The 16,984-nt window shown below is 32.0% G+C and carries 16 protein-coding genes; 12 read left to right on the forward strand and 4 right to left on the reverse strand.

The features are described 5' to 3' along the window. Positions 1–247: 247 nt before the first annotated feature. From ACZ2G2_RS02130 to ACZ2G2_RS02150, 5 genes are read left to right on the forward strand one after another with little or no spacing between them, the layout of a single operon-like run. Positions 248–676, forward strand: a complete 429-nt coding sequence (locus ACZ2G2_RS02130) for a hypothetical protein (protein ID WP_090837468.1) — start codon at positions 248–250, stop codon at positions 674–676. A gap of 16 nt (positions 677–692) precedes the next feature. Then, a complete protein-coding gene (locus ACZ2G2_RS02135; protein ID WP_470393754.1) occupies positions 693–1,568 on the forward strand; it encodes a methyltransferase domain-containing protein in 876 nt (291 codons plus the stop codon). Positions 1,569–1,575: 7 nt separating this feature from the next. Continuing rightward, positions 1,576–2,475, forward strand: coding sequence for a TIGR01777 family oxidoreductase (locus ACZ2G2_RS02140; protein WP_470393755.1), 900 nt, complete (start codon positions 1,576–1,578; stop codon positions 2,473–2,475). Between the two features lie 57 nt (positions 2,476–2,532). Further along, positions 2,533–3,087, forward strand: a complete 555-nt coding sequence (locus tag ACZ2G2_RS02145) for a sigma-70 family RNA polymerase sigma factor (protein WP_090837472.1) — start codon at positions 2,533–2,535, stop codon at positions 3,085–3,087. Positions 3,088–3,089: 2 nt separating this feature from the next. Then, positions 3,090–3,347: a glycine dehydrogenase gene (locus tag ACZ2G2_RS02150; protein ID WP_245741085.1), complete on the forward strand. Its 258-nt coding sequence runs from the start codon at positions 3,090–3,092 to the stop codon at positions 3,345–3,347. Here the strand turns inward: ACZ2G2_RS02150 and ACZ2G2_RS02155 are convergent. Further along, positions 3,327–4,154, reverse strand: a complete 828-nt coding sequence (locus tag ACZ2G2_RS02155) for a UbiA prenyltransferase family protein (protein WP_090837474.1) — start codon at positions 4,152–4,154, stop codon at positions 3,327–3,329. The genes ACZ2G2_RS02150 and ACZ2G2_RS02155 overlap by 21 nt on opposite strands. A gap of 162 nt (positions 4,155–4,316) precedes the next feature. On the opposite strand from ACZ2G2_RS02155, the gene gcvP reads away from it, so the two are divergent. The 4 genes from gcvP (at position 4,317) to ACZ2G2_RS02175 (ending at position 9,764) form a co-directional block, all read left to right on the forward strand. Further along, entirely contained in the window at positions 4,317–7,169 is a 2,853-nt protein-coding gene (gene gcvP / locus ACZ2G2_RS02160) for an aminomethyl-transferring glycine dehydrogenase (protein WP_470393756.1), read from the forward strand. Between the two features lie 95 nt (positions 7,170–7,264). Beyond that, positions 7,265–8,323, forward strand: a complete 1,059-nt coding sequence (locus ACZ2G2_RS02165) for a 3-oxoacyl-ACP synthase III family protein (RefSeq protein WP_470393757.1) — start codon at positions 7,265–7,267, stop codon at positions 8,321–8,323. A gap of 36 nt (positions 8,324–8,359) precedes the next feature. Continuing rightward, complete coding sequence (locus ACZ2G2_RS02170; protein WP_470393758.1) at positions 8,360–8,881, forward strand: class I SAM-dependent methyltransferase; 522 nt, start codon at positions 8,360–8,362, stop codon at positions 8,879–8,881. 34 nt (positions 8,882–8,915) lie between these two features. Further along, positions 8,916–9,764, forward strand: coding sequence for a glycosyltransferase family 2 protein (locus ACZ2G2_RS02175; RefSeq protein ID WP_470393759.1), 849 nt, complete (start codon positions 8,916–8,918; stop codon positions 9,762–9,764). A 114-nt stretch (positions 9,765–9,878) separates the two neighbouring features. On the opposite strand, the gene ACZ2G2_RS02180 is transcribed toward ACZ2G2_RS02175, so the two are convergent. The 3 genes from ACZ2G2_RS02180 to ACZ2G2_RS02190 form a co-directional block, all read right to left on the reverse strand. Then, positions 9,879–10,685 (reverse strand): DNA/RNA non-specific endonuclease, encoded by an 807-nt coding sequence (locus ACZ2G2_RS02180; protein ID WP_470393760.1) that lies wholly within the window; start codon positions 10,683–10,685, stop codon positions 9,879–9,881. Positions 10,686–10,806: 121 nt separating this feature from the next. Next, positions 10,807–11,613, reverse strand: a complete 807-nt coding sequence (locus tag ACZ2G2_RS02185) for a tetratricopeptide repeat protein (RefSeq protein WP_470393761.1) — start codon at positions 11,611–11,613, stop codon at positions 10,807–10,809. Beyond that, on the reverse strand, positions 11,610–12,173 hold the full coding sequence (locus ACZ2G2_RS02190; RefSeq protein ID WP_470393762.1) for an RNA polymerase sigma factor: 564 nt from the start codon (positions 12,171–12,173) through the stop codon (positions 11,610–11,612). Before ACZ2G2_RS02190 ends, ACZ2G2_RS02185 begins: the two co-directional genes overlap by 4 nt. Before the next feature lie 149 nt (positions 12,174–12,322). Here ACZ2G2_RS02190 and ACZ2G2_RS02195 point away from each other — a divergent pair, with 149 nt between their 5' ends. Genes ACZ2G2_RS02195 through ACZ2G2_RS02205 form a run of 3 tightly spaced genes read left to right on the forward strand, consistent with a single transcriptional unit; the run spans position 12,323 to position 16,889 of the window. Next, a complete protein-coding gene (locus tag ACZ2G2_RS02195; protein ID WP_470393763.1) occupies positions 12,323–12,697 on the forward strand; it encodes a hypothetical protein in 375 nt (124 codons plus the stop codon). Further along, a complete protein-coding gene (locus ACZ2G2_RS02200; RefSeq protein WP_470393764.1) occupies positions 12,678–15,233 on the forward strand; it encodes a CHAT domain-containing protein in 2,556 nt (851 codons plus the stop codon). The genes ACZ2G2_RS02195 and ACZ2G2_RS02200 overlap by 20 nt, the downstream gene beginning before the upstream one ends. Positions 15,234–15,275: 42 nt before the next feature. Then, positions 15,276–16,889: a vitamin K epoxide reductase family protein gene (locus ACZ2G2_RS02205; RefSeq protein WP_470393765.1), complete on the forward strand. Its 1,614-nt coding sequence runs from the start codon at positions 15,276–15,278 to the stop codon at positions 16,887–16,889. Positions 16,890–16,984 lie beyond the last annotated feature (95 nt).

Here is a 16,984-nt window from a genome sequence, read left to right on the forward strand (position 1 = left end):
GAATAATAGCATTACCTATTTTAGGGACTATACAAATAGTAATAAGCCTAATTATAATTAACAGATTTAAAACGCTAACTAAAACAAACCAAATACTTTTTACTAGCTACGCAGTGCTAACAGTGTTTCTGATCATATTTTTTAAACAATTAAAAGGTGAAGAATTAGGTGTTTTATTTATATGGGCAATAGTGTCCTTATTCCTAGCTTGTTTCCATTTATATATAACTTATAATATCTCAAAATCATGACAATTCAAATTCCAAATTGGTTAATAATTTTAGGAGGCTGTGGCCAAATATTCACTGCCCTAATCTACCCCTATATCCGTCATAACGTTTTTGATTGGTATAATGATGTTAAACAACTAAAACCGTTAAATCAAGAAATTGCTAAAACTTATGGGCGTTATATCCAAGGTTTAAATTTCTCTTTTGGATTAATAGCAATTCTAATACCTACAGATTTAAAAAACGGAACACACTTAGCAATCGCATTAACAGGACTAATCGCTGCCTATTGGGTTGGTAAAGTAGCTACGCAAATAGCTTATTATCCAATGTATGACATTCCGAAAAAAACAATCTTTAAAATTGGAAGTTACTTTATGAATACCCTATTTGTGACATTCGCAATTATATATACTTGGTTATTCATTTTAAATATTTGTAATTAATTAAAACGCAGGACTTATGAAAACGATACTCACAGCGCAAGTTGAACAGTCAGAACAAAACAGAATAGAAATGGTTGACTTCTATAACGAAGCAACAGAAGATTATGAGTTTTGGAGTAAAGATTTTAATATGCATTTTGGATACTACATTCCTTTTAAAACAAACCCTTTTAAAAGAGACGCAATGTTAAACCAAATGACAAATCAAGTGATTAGTCGCTTTAATTACACAAACAAAAAAGCAACTCTAATTGATTTAGGTTGCGGTATGGGTGGCTCCATGCGATATGCTATTAAAAAACATAAAAACCTGACTGCATTTGGTGTTACATTATCCGATTTTCAAGTAAAAAAAGGAAACCAATTACTAAAAGGCTTAAAAGGAACAATCCTAAAAGAAAACTACAATAACACCTCGTTTAAATCTAACAGTTTTAATTCGGCTTTAGCCATAGAAAGTTTTTGTCATTCTGGTCATAGCAAAACAGCACTAAAAGAAGCTTACCGGATCTTAAAGCCAGATGGCAAATTAGTTATTGCTGATGCTTTCTTGAAAAAAGAAGAAACAGAATTATGTTACGGTGGTAAATACGCGTATCACAAACTGTGTAGTCATTGGAGTTTAGAAAAGTTAGAAACCAAAAATAACATGGTTAAAAAGCTTCAATCTGTTGGCTTTACAAATATCAAAATAGAAGACGCTTCGCTTAGAGTAGCTCCTTCTGTATTGCATGTTCCATTTACAATTATGGGGTTCTTCATGAAAAATATAATAACCCTTAAAGGTTTTAAAAAAGAAAGTCTGCATAACTTGCAAGGGTCTTTTTATGCACTATTATCTGGACTACACATGAAAAGTTTTGGGTATTACATTATAACTTGTACTAAATAAATTAAAAATGAAAAAAATAATCATAGCAGGCGGTACGGGATTTTTAGGGCAAGTCTTAAAAACTCATTTTACAAAACAAAATTATACTGTTTTGATTCTAAGCAGACAACCAAAATCTAAGAACGACATATTTTGGGATGGAAAAGACCTTGGAGACTGGACTAAACATTTAGAAAATGCAGACGCATTAATAAATCTATCAGGAAAATCTGTGGACTGTAGATATACAGATAAAAACAAAAAAGCAATTTACAATTCCAGAATTGACACCACCAATTTACTTGGCTTAGCTGTCAACCTGTGTGACAATCCACCTAAGTATTGGTTTAACTCTTCCACTGCAACAATATATAAAGGATCTTTAGACACTCCAAATACCGAGCAAAACGGAATAATAGGCGATGATTTTTCTATGAACATCGCTAAATCCTGGGAACAAACTTTTAATGCAATAACAACCCCAAAAACAAAAAAAGTAATCTTACGCACCTCTATTGTATTGGGTAAAAATGGTGGTGCAATAATCCCTTTAAAACAATTAACACGTTTTGGACTAGGCGGTAAACAAGCCTCAGGACAACAAAAAGTAAGTTGGATACATGAAGATGATTTTACTAGTGCCATTCAGTTTTTAATGGAACAAAAATTAGAAGGTGTATTTAATCTTTGTGTACCTCAACCCACAGATAATAAAACACTAATGCAAAGTTTAAGACATGTATTAAAAGTTCCGTTTGGAATATCTCATCCTTTATGGCTTTTAAAACTTGGAGCATTCTTTATAGGCACAGAAACAGAATTGGTTACAAAAAGCAGAAATGTCTTACCTGAAAAATTACTACAACATGGGTTTATTTTTAAGTTTGAAAACATAAAAACAGCATTAGAAAACGTATTAAAAAAATAAAACTTAAGGTTTGTTCTAATTTTACTATTTTTAGCCTGAAAAAGAAAAATTATTTATATGCCTAATCACAAAATAGATCCCAATAAATGGATTGATTTATACAGCGATTACCTGTTTAATTACACCATTACGCGTGTAAATGATAGAGCTATCGCGCAAGATTTAGTCTCTGAAACATTTTTAGCTGGTCTAAAAAGTATGAAAAATTTTAAAGGCGAAGCTAGCGAACGTACATGGTTAGTTTCAATTTTAAAAAGAAAAGTCATTGACCATTATCGTAAAATCAATTCTAACAAAGGAAAAGCAGAAGTTAGAATGTCCTATAATAGTGACAGCGAAACCGAAGGCGATTGGCTAGAGGAACGCGTTGCTGATCCTTACGATAAAACAGCAGAAGACAACATTGAAAATACCGAACTAGCCGATGCAATTGATAATTGTTTATCAAAATTGCCAAAAAAGCAAGCTCAGATATTTGAAATGAAAACAATTTTAAATTACGAAACGGAAACTATTTGTAATGAATTAGAAATTACTGCGTCTAATCTGTGGGTAATAATACACAGAGCCCGAGTATCTATGGCAAGTTGCCTACAAAATAATTGGTTTTAAAAATGATGAATAAATTTATGATTTCTTGCGAGGAATCCGGTCACATCTGTGACAAAGCACAATACGATGAAGCGTCATTCGTTGAAAAAATAAAATTTAAATTTCATAGTTTAATGTGTGCTGTATGCAGGCAACACTCAAAAACAAACGATAAACTTACTGCACTAGTTAATAAAGTAAAAGCAAATAATTTATCTTCTAGAGAAAAAGACACCATAAAGTCGTCTTTTGAAAAAGAGTTAAATAAGCATCAACACTAGCCAAAAGACAGGCAAGGCTTCCAACCAAAAGGACGTATAATATTTTGTCCTGTTTTGGTTAGCAAATAGTATAAATATACCTAACACTAAACAGACTATTAATTGTGTTATTAAATAGTCTGTTTGAATGGTATCTTTAAAAAATTCTGATAAATAAAATATAAGTAACAAAACAAGACCTAGTAGTTTTGTGCGCTTCACTCCTATTTTCTGAGGTATTGTCGCCAATTTTAGACTGTCATAACGTAAGTCTATAATTTCAAAAGGCAACATTAAAGCAATTACAAATATAAAAACTTGTAAAACGGACACAATCACGTCCTCACTAAAGCCCACTTCATTATTTACTAGTGGCAAAATAACGGTTACCCCACTCCACACCAAAGCAATAATATATACTTTTAACCCACTAATATCTCTCAGGTTTTGTTGGGCATCTAAATACCATTTTTTTGGTAAAAAAGGAATGGCGTATAAAAAAGTAACACCTCCAAATATAGCAATCAAAACCAACGACTCTTCCGCTAATTGTAATGCATAATAGCACATTAAAATAAAGCAACCCAAAGAAAACACTTGTGTGACGCGCAACCAACTAGCCAAGCTTCTATGATGCCACTTGGCGATCCCAAAATATTTTACAAAATTATAACCCGTTATTGTGGCATAAAAATTAAACCACAACACACTGCTATCATAATTTATATCAAACTTTTTTAGAGTTACCCAACTTAGTGCATACACTGCTAAGGCAACATGCACGCTGCTATTTATGTAAAAATCTAAAAGTTGTTTTAACACCTTCATTAGGCAAAAATAATTAATCTGTTAATAAAGCAGCCTAATAGTTGAAAACTTTCAATTTTTAACAAAACTTTCTATTAGTTTTTGTTAATTTTGCAATCATTAAAAAAGCAACTAAAATTTATTGTCAGTCCTCCAAAATAGGACATTAACAACACAACACAAATGAATACAAACGCTTTCGCATTACGTCACATTGGTCCTAGAGAAAATGATCAAAAACTAATGCTTCAAACAGTTAATGCAGATTCTATAGAACAACTAATTTCTGAAACCGTTCCTGCACCAATTCGTCTTAAAAAAGAATTACAATTAGACGAAGCAATGACAGAATATGAATACTCAAATCATATTAACACCCTGTCAAAACTTAACAAAACTTATAAAACCTACATTGGATTAGGGTACCATCCTACAATCCTTCCGGCTGTTATACAACGTAACGTTTTAGAAAACCCGGGTTGGTACACAGCTTACACACCTTATCAAGCAGAAATTGCGCAAGGGCGTTTAGAAGCATTGCTTAACTTCCAAACCATGATTACTGATTTAACAGGAATGGAATTAGCAAACGCCTCTTTATTAGACGAAAGTACTGCTGCTGCAGAAGCTATGAGTTTGTTATTCTCGGTTAGAGCACGTGACCAGAAAAAAGCAGGGATTTGCAAGTTTTTTGTAAGTGATGCTATTTTACCGCAAACACTTTCATTATTGCAAACCAGAGCAACTCCAATTGGAATTGAGCTAGTTATTGGTACAGAAGCAACATTTGATTTTTCGTCAGACTTTTTTGGAGCTATTTTACAATACCCAGGAAAAGATGGTCAAATTACAGATATCAAAACTTTTATAGAAAAGGCAAATGTTAATAACATAAAAGTAGCAGTAGCTGCAGACATTTTAAGTTTAGTAAAATTAGAAGCGCCAGGTAAATTTGGTGCAGATGTGGTAGTTGGTACTACACAACGCTTTGGTATCCCAATGGGTTACGGAGGTCCACACGCCGCTTATTTCGCTACTAAAGAAGCTTACAAACGTGATATACCTGGTCGTATTATTGGTGTTACAAAAGACGCTAATGGCAACAGAGCTTTACGTATGGCTTTACAAACTAGAGAGCAGCACATTAAACGTGACAAAGCAACCTCTAACATCTGTACTGCACAAGTACTATTAGCAGTTATGGCTGGTATGTACGCCGTGTATCATGGACCAAAAGGTTTGACGTTTATAGCTAATAAAGTACATAATGCAGCCTCTACTTTAGCCGACGCCTTAACTAAAATGGGAATCGAGCAAGTAAACACTGCCTTTTTTGATACCATCCAGCTTAAAGCTAATGCGTCTGCAGTAAAAAAAATTGCAGAACAACGTGAGGTTAATTTTTATTACCCTAATGATACTACAGTAACGGTTTCTCTAAACGAAACAACTTCTGTAAACGATTTAAACGAGATTATTTCAATTTTCGCTGAAGCGGAAACAAAGCCGGCAGTAACAATAGATGGTTTTACTGACGCAAACAATATTCAAAATTCAATACAACGTCAAACGTCATTTTTAACTTTAGACGTTTTTAATACGCACCATTCTGAAACAGAATTAATGCGTTACGTCAAAGGATTAGAGCGTAAAGATTTAGCATTAAATCACTCTATGATTGCACTTGGATCTTGTACAATGAAGCTTAATGCAGCCTCAGAAATGCTACCTTTAAGTAATCCAAACTGGGGAAGTATTCACCCATTTGTGCCAATAGATCAAGCCGAAGGTTACCAACAAATGTTAAAAGCATTAGAAGACCAACTAACGGAAATCACAGGTTTTGCAGGAACCTCTTTACAACCAAACTCTGGTGCTCAAGGTGAGTATGCTGGATTAATGGTTATTAGAGCGTATCACGAATCTAGAGAGGATCATCACAGAAACATCTGTTTAATACCAAGTTCTGCTCACGGAACCAATCCTGCAAGTGCAGTAATGGCCGGGATGAAAGTGGTTGTTACTAAAGCAGATGAAAACGGTAATATCGATATTGACGATTTACGTGAAAAAGCAGAATTACATAAAGATAATTTAGCTGCCTTAATGGTAACCTACCCGTCAACACATGGTGTTTATGAGTCAGGAATTAAAAATATAACACAAATAATACACGATAATGGTGGTCAAGTCTACATGGACGGTGCCAACATGAATGCACAAGTAGGCTTAACTAACCCAGGTAATATTGGTGCAGATGTTTGCCACTTAAACTTACACAAAACATTTGCTATACCTCACGGTGGTGGTGGACCTGGTGTTGGACCAATATGTGTTGCTAAACAACTAGTGCCATTTTTACCAAGTAACCCAGTAATCAAAACAGGAGGAGATCAAGCTATTACTGCTATTTCTGCTGCACCTTTTGGATCAGCTTTAGTCTGTCTAATATCTTATGGTTACATTAAAATGTTAGCTACAGAAGGTTTAAAAAAATCAACTGAAATTGCCATTTTAAATGCAAATTACATCAAGCACAGGTTACAAGGTGCTTATGAAACGTTGTATTCTGGAGAGCAAGGTCGTGCAGCCCACGAAATGATTATCGACTGTCGTCCGTTTAAAGAAAATGGTATCGAAGTTGTAGATATTGCAAAACGACTAATGGATTATGGTTTTCATGCACCAACAGTGTCTTTTCCGGTTGCAGGAACGATGATGATTGAGCCAACGGAAAGCGAAAGCAAAGCAGAAATGGATCGTTTTTGTGATGCTATGATTTCTATTAGAAAAGAAATTGATGCTGCATCAAAGGATGACGATAATAATCCGTTAAAAAATGCGCCACACACATTAGCGATGTTAACAAGTGACGAATGGTTACTACCTTACTCTAGAGAAAAGGCTGCATACCCATTGGACTACGTGATAGACAACAAATTCTGGCCTTCTGTACGTCGTGTTGACGATGCTTACGGAGACCGTAACTTATTTTGTACTTGTGCACCTATTGAAGCATATGTAGAGGCAAATTAAGCGTTGAACATCGTAAAAAAATAATCATTTAAAATTGCCTTTAATATTTACTGCTTATCTTTGTAGTTAAATAATTAAAGGCAATTTCTTTTTATATGAATATTAAGATTACAGGCACAGGAAGCTTCATCCCGAGTACGATAGAAAAAAATGAAGATTTTTACAATCACGAATTTTTAAATGCAGATGGTTCTAAAATAAATAGCCCAAATGAAGTTATCGTAGAAAAATTTAAAGCGATAACAGGTATTGAGGAAAGGCGCTATGCTAAACCTGAATTATCAAACTCTGACATTGCGTTTTTTGCAGCCGAAAAGTCTATTGCAAATGCAAAAATCGATAAAGAAACTTTAGATTATATTATCGTAGCACATAATTATGGTGATGTAAAAATAGACTCGGAACAAAGTGATACTGTCCCTAGTTTAGCCTCGCGTGTAAAACACCTTTTAAAAATTAAAAACCCTAAATGCGTTGGATACGATTTGCTTTTTGGTTGTCCAGGCTGGATAGAGGGCGTTATACAAGCTAATGCTTTTATTAAAGCAGGTATCGCTAAACGCTGTTTGGTTATTGGTAGCGAAACCTTATCTAGAGTGATAGATGCACATGACCGTGACTCTATGATTTATAGTGATGGTGCTGGTGCTGTTATAGTTGAAGAGACTACTGAAGAAGGTGGTATTTTAGCGCACGAATCTGCAACTTTTGCTTATGACGAAGCACATTATATTTTCTTCGGAGAAACTAACAAGCCTGAGTCTGATAGTAAACGTCGTTACATTAAAATGTATGGTCGTAAGATTTACGAATTTGCTTTAACAAACGTGCCATTAGCTTTAAAATCATGTTTAGAGAAAAGTGGTTACGCTATAACAGATGTTAAAAAGATTTTGATTCATCAAGCTAACGAAAAAATGGATGAAGCTATTGTAAAACGTTTTTACAAATTGCATAACATGAAAATGCCCGAAGGAATTATGCCTATGAGTATTAACACTCTTGGTAATTCTAGTGTTGCAACAGTACCTACTTTGTACGATTTGATTTTGAACGGTCAATTAGAAAACCAAGAAATTAACAAAGGAGATGTTATCCTTTTTGCTAGTGTTGGGGCAGGTATGAATATTAATGCTATAGTTTATAAACAATAAAAAGTCTGAATCCATTTCTGACTAAAATCTATTTTTGTGTACGAACAAACCTTTCCGCATAAACGCTTTAAACTAACCTATCAATTTTTAGAAAAGCATATTTCTAAATCTGAAACAGTGTTAGATTTAGGTGTAGAAAACCCGTTTACCAAAATTTTAAAGGACCACGCATTTGTAGTAGAAAATACGACAGGTGAAGATCTAGATTTTGACACATCAGCAATTAAAAACTCAGACGCAACAGTAGTCACTGCTTTTGAGATATTTGAACATCTATTAAATCCTTTCACTGTTTTACAAAGTATAAAAGCAAACAAATTAGTAATAAGCGTGCCCCTTAGATTATGGTTTTCTTCTGCTTACAGAAGTAAAACAGATAAATGGGATAGACATTATCACGAGTTTGAAGACTGGCAATTAGATTGGTTATTAGAAAAAACGGGATGGAAAATTATAGACAGACAAAAATGGACCAATCCAACAAAAAAATTAGGAATTAGACCAATTTTAAGATGGTTTACCCCTAGATATTATATTATTTATGCTGAACGCGCTTAAATACATCTAACTTTAAATTCTAATATTTTCTATTTTGAATTTCAGCATTATTATTCCAGCACACAACGAAGAGTCTTCTATTGGATTAACACTACAGTCTTTAGTAGACCAAACGTTACTTCCTAAACAAATTGTGGTGGTTAATGATAACTCTACGGATAACACAAGAAGTATTGTAGAAGACTTTCAGAAGCACCATGACTACATCACTTTAGTTAACGTTACGTCATCAAACAAACATTTACCAGGAACTAAAATAATCAACGCCTTTTACAAAGGCTATGAGGTTTTAAACACCAATTACGATGTACTTTGTAAATTTGATGCCGATCTTATTTTTCCTTTAAATTATTTAGAAACATTAGCGCTTCATTTTAATAAAAGCAAAACCATTGGGATGGTTGCTGGTTATTGTTATATTCAAAAAAATAATGATTGGGTTTTAGAGTCTATAACTGGAAAAGACCATATTAGAGGTGCACTTAAAGCCTACCGCAAAGATTGTTTTGAAGCTATCGGACAACTTAAAAGAGCAATGGGTTGGGATACTATTGATGAGTTATTAGCTAAATACAATAACTACGATATTGTATTAGATGAGACATTACACGTTAAACATTTAAAACCTACAGGCGCAAGCTATAATAAAGGTGCAAAATACCTGCAAGGTGAAGCGATGTACAAAATGCGCTACGGTTTTACACTTACACTCATAACAGCCTTAAAAATGGGCTTAAAAAAGAAAAGCTTCCGCTACTTTAAAGATTATATTATTGGTTACTTAAAAGCTGTAAAAAACAAACCAGAACAACTAGTATCTATTGAAGAAGGTCAATTTATTAGAAACTTGCGATGGACCGGAGTAAAGAAAAAATTAGTTTAGAAAACACAGATTAGAAATAACAAAAAATCACTTAAACAGTAAAAGAATCATTTTCGCCAAATATTACTTTTCAGCTTCTAACTTTTGCCTTAAAATTTCAACATAAGTCTCAATCTAAAAGCTCCAGCCTTTATAATCACTAGAGGCTTCTAATCTATTCTCCGTAGCATCATCTAATTCTGAAAAGAAATCAATTCCGGTTAAATTTTCAATAGTATCAACTGAAGTTACAAATTTATATAATGGCTGATCAGACTCTTGATGACGCATCAAAAATGCGATAACTTTAGTCTTACCAGAATTATTATCTATCAATACTTTATAAAACTGATTAGGCACAGCCACTTTTTCTGTTCCAATAGTTTTCATTTTTCCTTTTAAAATACCTCCAGAAACCACAAAAACACCATCATACTTACTAGCCCAATACCTAGTCTTTTGTTCTAATCGATTCCAAACACCTGCATTAAAATCATGTCGTTGAGGAGAAATATTACTAGTCAAAAAAGTTTCGTCATGCGCAGCTTTACTATATTTTCTATCTCCAGCAGGACACAAATGGCCACGATCATAACCTGATTTTTTATAATTACGCCAATGTGCGGCACCTGTTTTTACAGCATTGTCTACTTCAAAATAAGGTCTTTTAAAGTCACTTTTTGATAAGTGAGACTTTTTAAGCTCATAAGCTACCCACTCTGCTTGCTCATGTGGCTCGCTATAACTTAAACTATAACCATCATGATGCACAATTTGTCCAGTAGTACTTGTTGGTAAAAAGTATTCGTTAGTGTCTGATTTAACCGTTTTACCTTGTGCTACAACTTCCGTTTGTTCCTGAACATTAATATACTCCTTAGCACCATAAGTTAATATTACAACCAGCGCTGTTAATAAAGAATATTTTGTTTTATTTGACATATCTAACTATTTGTCACAATATACAGTTTTGAAATAAAAAAAACCTTTCCAATTGAAAAGGCTTTTAAAATCATATATAATATCAGTCGAAATACCAGATTTGACTTCGACTTAAAAAATACTACTCCAACTGCGACAATAATTTCAGAGCTTCGTTATACTTGTAATTACTGTTGTCTTTTGTTATTAATTTTAATTGCGCTATCGCATTAGAATTATCTTTTACTTTTAAATACACCAACGCTTTATACCAATAGCCTTTAGAAAAATCGATACTATCACTGTCTATTACCTTATCAAAGGTAGCTAACGCGTTCTTGTTTTGATTTAATTCTAATTGTGTAATTCCTAAATATAAAAATACGTTAGTATTATTTGATTTAGTTTTCGTCAAATACGTTGTATATAATTTGTTAGCTCCAGCAAAATCTTTAGCGACAAACTTAATTTCAGCATTTTCTAATATTGCACTTTTAACCTCACCTCGCTCTATCATAGAAGGTAACTCGGTCCAAGAATTGTAACTATCATAAATATCAGAAGTTCTATTTAAAAAGAATAAACCAACAAGTAAAATTACAGATGCTGCTAATGCCAAAAACGAGAACACCCTACTATTATTTGCCTTATTAGGCTTACTAATTGTTTTATGTTTTTTTGCTGCATCATTTAGCGCGGACTTTAATGCTATTGCCTCATCACTTTTAAAATACGTCTGTAAGTCTTTGGTATTGTTTGCATCCGAATCCTCTATAAATTGCCAGTCCGTATCACTAAACTGAATACTCATTTCTTTGTTAATTGCTACGTAATCTGCCAATTCCGCATTACTATTCAGTTCAAGTAAAAAAGCACCTAATTCGGGTTCGGTCAACTTATTGACCAAGTACTTATCTGCTTGTAATAGTAGGTTTTCAGATAAAATCATAATGTCTTTAATTGATTATAACGATTGTCTTCTTTAATCATTTGGGTTAATTTATTCTTGCACTTAAACACACGTTGTCTAACCACATTGTCGTCACTATAATCTAACTCCTTGGCAATATCTTTATAAGGCATTTTTTTAAAAAAACGTTTTAAAATTTCTTTACAATTCCCGGAAATTAACTCTAACTTTTCTTGAAAAAACTCCCATCGCTCTTGCTCTAAAACAGACTGTGCCATATCATTAGCTTCATCCTTTAGTTCAATAGGTTGATCAAATGTTACCATCCGTTTTGATTTATTTAACTCTCTACGCCACAAATTTTTACAAGCGGTAAACAAAAATCCATCAAAAGTAGATTTAATAACTACGTTTTGAACCTGCACTCTAGCCATAATTTGGATTATTGCTTTTTGAAACACATCTTGTGCATCTTGTTCTTGTCCTGAATTTTGAAGTACAAAACGCCTCACGTTGGGATAAGAATTAGTGTAAATCTCTAGTATTACTTTTTCGTTTTGGGTTTTTAAACCGTTAATAAAGTAATTTGTATTATCCATTAAAAAAAAGTTGATTAGATTAATTTAAAGCATCAAAAATGATACCCTAAAAGAATTGAAAATTATATTTACAAATAAAATCATTGAACTTGGGTAACAAATATATATATTTAGAAACGTTTTAGTATTAACATATAAAACTAAACACAATGAAAGCGTCTAAAACTAAGTATTCTGCAATAAAACTAATACTCCTAATTTTTAGCATTTGCCTTTTTAACTGCTCAGTAGATAGTATAGAGGACGAATTAGAAGAAGATATTAACACAACAGAGTCTGCAAGACTTGCAGCCGTAAACCCAACAGGCAAAAGAATACCTCCTAGTGAAGATACGGATGAAAACAACTCTGACGGGACACCGAACGATGGGAATACAAATGGGACAGACGACAGTGCAGATGACAACAGTTTAGATAATGATGATTTAATTGATCACGGAGAAGATGAAACCCCTGATGGTTTTGGTGAAGGAGTGCACGATTTTGAATACAATAATGACGAACATGAAACCGATCAGCCATAATAAACTAGTTATTATTTTCTTTCTTATTAGCTTTAGTTTAATTGCACAAACAAACTCTAGTTATTTTTTAAAGAAAATTAACTCAAATACTATTTCAAAAGAAAAAAAGGAGGCTACTTTAGATAGCCTCTTTTCTAATTTAACTACTATAAATTTCTATGATTTACATGAGTATACTAAATGGCTTAGAAGAAATGGAAAATTAGAAAAAGCTATTACTATAAATTTAAAAACATTAGAGAATAACCAGTTATATCAAAATAAATATGACGAAATAAGAAGTAGAATATTAAAAAATTTAGGGTACTTTAATTATCTAAAAAAAGACTATTACCAATCATTATATTTTTACAATAAGACAACTTTATTACAAAAATATCCTCGAATTTCTGCCCTTTCCTTAAAAAAAATGGGCCAAATTTATTTTGTTCTTGGCGACTATTTTAACGCAGAGCTTCATTACGAAAAAGCAATGCAATTATCTAAAACAATAGATGCCAATCTCCATGCGGGCATCATAATAAATGCTTGTATAAATTTAAAAAATGTAAAAAATAAATCAAATTTTATAAAAGCTCTAAACTTATTTGATGAAGCAGAATTACTACTTCAATCACCTAATCACGGAATACCAAAAAAAAGGATTATTGATATCTATAAACAGTTAGGAAACACATATTGCGAGTACTTGTACTTAAATACCGACAAGAACTTTAAATCTAGTTTAAAAAACTACACCAAAAGTTTAATATTAGCAAGAAAAATAAAAGACTCCTCGCGGATCTCAGAAATCTTAAACAACATAGGTTGTCTTTTTATGGAGACAAACAAAAGTAACTCCATTAATTACCTAAAAGAAAGTTTACTTTATACAAATAACAAACTACATAAATCCAGAATACATTTTAATATATCAAACTACTTCCATCAAACACTGCAACTGGACCTTTCATTATTAAACATTAACAAATCAATTAATCTTTTAACCAATGAAGAACAAAGCACTTCGATAATAAAAATTGATAAAAACACACTAAACACAAATACTCATAAATTTTACTTATTAAACAATTTTATTAGAAAAGGGATTTTATTAAACAAACTAAACCGCAACAATGAAGCGTTAGAAACATTTAAGATCAGTGATTATCTACTAGACTTAATAAGATATGAAAGTAATACCAGTGCATCTAAACTTTTCTGGCAAGAAAAAGCATCCTTACTATATTCAGAAGCGACAAAAACGTGTTTTAATTTAAACAAACCAGAATCCGCATTATACTTTATTGAAAAAAACAAAGCCATATTACTTTTAGAACACATAGATAACAATAAATCAAAAGGAGAGATAGATTTTGAAATATATAAGGACCTTAAAATGTCTAATTATAAAGTAAAAGATTTTTCAAATGAAGAAAAAATAGCAACATTAAAACAAGTTCAAGATAACCTAAAGCCCAATACAGCAGTATTAGATTATATAATAAATGATACGATAGGTTATTTACTAAACATAACAAAAAAGGAAGCTATTTTACACCAACTTTTGAATGTAAACGACTTAAACAAAAACACAAAAATATACTTAGATTTAATTTCAAAACCGATATCACAAAAAGCAGATTTAATTGCACTAAAAAAAAGTGCTAATATGATATCAAAAACATTATTACCTACAAATTTAAATATAAAAAGAAAATTAATAATAATTCCAGATTACAACCTTCAAAATATACCTTTTGAAACCCTATATCATAACAATGAATTATTAATTAAAACGCATGAAACATCTTACGCCTATTCCTATTCTTTTCTTTTAAAGAATAATTTAATAAAAAGGAGTCCTAAAAAAACATTAATCAGTTTTGCTCCTCATGCTTTTAATTATGACAACTTAAAACCGCTTAACAATAGCCTTTACGAATCCGAACAAATAACTAAAGAATTAAATGGTGACAACTTCCAAAAAGATTCAGCTACAACAGATAACTTTAAAAAATACATCTATGACTACAACATAATAAACATATCCTCTCATGCTAATGCCAACGATTCCATAACACCTTGGATTGCTTTCAGAGACAAAAAGATTAGTTTAAATGAGATAAACAAAATTAAGAATCAAGCAGAGTTAGTTGTATTAAACGCTTGTAAAACATCTTTAGGCGACATAAAAAAAGGAGAAGGTGTCTTTAGTTTAGCTCGAGGATTTTTACAATCTGGATCTAAAAGTGTCATCTCATCATTGTGGAATGTTAATGATAAATCAAACGCGGAAATAACATTATCTTTTTATAAATACATAAAAAAGGATAAATCAAAAAGCGCCGCTTTAAGACAAGCCAAACTAGATTACTTAGAGACTCATAGTTTAAGTGAAGCTTCTCCTTACTACTGGTCTTCTTTGATTTTAATTGGTGATGATTCTGCAATAAAAACAAATAATAACTTAATTAACACCGCACTAATAACTACATTTATTACTGTATTCTTTCTTTTTTTATTAAAAAAATACAAAATCAAGGGTAACAAGTAACAACAAATCAGAACTGTTAAGAAATCATAATTCTTAACTATTTTGAAAGATACATTATCCTTTTTAGTACAGTCCCTACTTCAAAAAAACAAAATAAATATTGATAGTGAAGAACTGGACTTCCAAATACAAAGTCATCCTTCCTACCCAAGTTTACACGCAATAACAGGAGTTCTAAATCATTTTGATGTAGAGAATATTGCAATTCGTGTTCCTGTGGACAAAGAAACATTAGAACAATTACCAAATAGTTTTATAGCACAATTAAACGTGGATGGTGTTACGGATTTCGCTTTAATTATAAAGCAAGGAGAACACTATAAAACGATACATAATAACAAAGAAAAAAAATCTATAACCCAAACTAGCTTCTTAGAGCAGTTTACGGGTATTGTTGTTGGTGTAGAAAAAGACGAAACAAAAAACATAAACGAAGTTTCGACAACAAGCTTCCAAAAACCATTATTTGCTTCAGCTTTAGCGCTACTAATTATTTTGTTTATTTATTCTACACCTGGGTTATATGCCTCCATTTATTTTGGATTAACCATAACCGGTATAGTAGTAAGCCTATTAATTATACAACATGATCTTGGTATAAGTTCCAAAATAATAGATAGTATTTGCTCTCAAGAAAGTAAAACCACAAACTGTAATGCTGTTTTAAACTCTAAAGGAGCGACCATTTACAAAAACATTAAACTTAGCGATATTAGTCTTGTTTATTTTTTATCCATTAGTATATCTGCTGTCTTTATTAGCCTTACAACCAAATCCATAAACACATTATATTTAATAAGCTTAGCAGCAACACCTGTTGTAGTATACTCCATTTACTATCAAATAAAAATATCTAAAAACTGGTGTGTTTTATGCTTAGCTATAGCTTCGGTTTTAGTATTACAAGCGTCTATTTACTTCTTGTCTAACGCTACATTTTCTTTGTTAAAAATAGAACCTACATTAATAATAGGATTTGCCTTTATTACCATAGCTTCAGTTTGGCTATTTATTAGCTCCAGATTAAAACAAGAACAGGATTTTAAAAAACTAAAGATACAGTCTGCTAAATTTAAAAATAATTACGATTTATTTAAAACACTACTACAACAGTCTGAATCTGTTACGACCAATATAATTGATACCTCAGAAATAGTGTTGGGTAACTTAAATGCACCTCTAAATATTACTGTAATCACAAATCCTTTTTGCGGACATTGTAAAAGTGTTCACAATCTAGTGGAATCGATTTTAAAAAAACACCATAACATAATCAATATTACAGTTAGATTTAATATTAACACTAATAATATAGAAAGTAATGGCGTACAAGTTACTAGCAGGTTAATGGAGCTTTTTAACACAAAAGGAGAAGTTAAATGCCTAGAAGCAATGCACGATATTTATAATAATGGCGACATAAAAACATGGCTATCTAAATGGGGGAAATGCAGTGATACCAATAATTACGTTAATAATCTGGAAGCTGAAAACAAATGGTGCCTAGACAAAAATATTAATTTTACACCCGCTATTTTAATTAACGGTAAATCCTATCCAAAAGCTTACGAAAGAGCTGATTTATTATATTTTATAGAAGACTTACACGACACTTACAGCACCCAAAACACCAACCAATTACAAGAAACCTTATAAAAACAGTAAAGCCCTAATTAAAGGGCTTTACTTAAACAAAATTCTCTCGCGAAGAATAGACACAAACTGTGAGTGTCTTTAATGTTCACAGCAAA

It is taken from the genome of Olleya sp. KKT75, assembly GCF_055635485.1.

Excerpts from the sequence above, each read along its gene's own strand:
- ACZ2G2_RS02130 (WP_090837468.1), top strand. The coding sequence starts at position 248 with ATGACAATTCAAATTCCAAATTGGTTAATAATTTTAGGAGGCTGTGGC.
- ACZ2G2_RS02135 (WP_470393754.1), top strand. The coding sequence starts at position 693 with ATGAAAACGATACTCACAGCGCAAGTTGAACAGTCAGAACAAAACAGA.
- ACZ2G2_RS02140 (WP_470393755.1), top strand. The coding sequence starts at position 1,576 with ATGAAAAAAATAATCATAGCAGGCGGTACGGGATTTTTAGGGCAAGTC.
- ACZ2G2_RS02145 (WP_090837472.1), top strand. The coding sequence starts at position 2,533 with ATGCCTAATCACAAAATAGATCCCAATAAATGGATTGATTTATACAGC.
- ACZ2G2_RS02150 (WP_245741085.1), top strand. The coding sequence starts at position 3,090 with ATGATGAATAAATTTATGATTTCTTGCGAGGAATCCGGTCACATCTGT.
- ACZ2G2_RS02155 (WP_090837474.1), bottom strand. The coding sequence starts at position 4,154 with ATGAAGGTGTTAAAACAACTTTTAGATTTTTACATAAATAGCAGCGTG.
- gcvP (WP_470393756.1), top strand. The coding sequence starts at position 4,317 with ATGAATACAAACGCTTTCGCATTACGTCACATTGGTCCTAGAGAAAAT.
- ACZ2G2_RS02165 (WP_470393757.1), top strand. The coding sequence starts at position 7,265 with ATGAATATTAAGATTACAGGCACAGGAAGCTTCATCCCGAGTACGATA.
- ACZ2G2_RS02180 (WP_470393760.1), bottom strand. The coding sequence starts at position 10,685 with ATGTCAAATAAAACAAAATATTCTTTATTAACAGCGCTGGTTGTAATA.
- ACZ2G2_RS02185 (WP_470393761.1), bottom strand. The coding sequence starts at position 11,613 with ATGATTTTATCTGAAAACCTACTATTACAAGCAGATAAGTACTTGGTC.
- ACZ2G2_RS02190 (WP_470393762.1), bottom strand. The coding sequence starts at position 12,173 with ATGGATAATACAAATTACTTTATTAACGGTTTAAAAACCCAAAACGAA.
- ACZ2G2_RS02195 (WP_470393763.1), top strand. The coding sequence starts at position 12,323 with ATGAAAGCGTCTAAAACTAAGTATTCTGCAATAAAACTAATACTCCTA.
- ACZ2G2_RS02200 (WP_470393764.1), top strand. The coding sequence starts at position 12,678 with ATGAAACCGATCAGCCATAATAAACTAGTTATTATTTTCTTTCTTATT.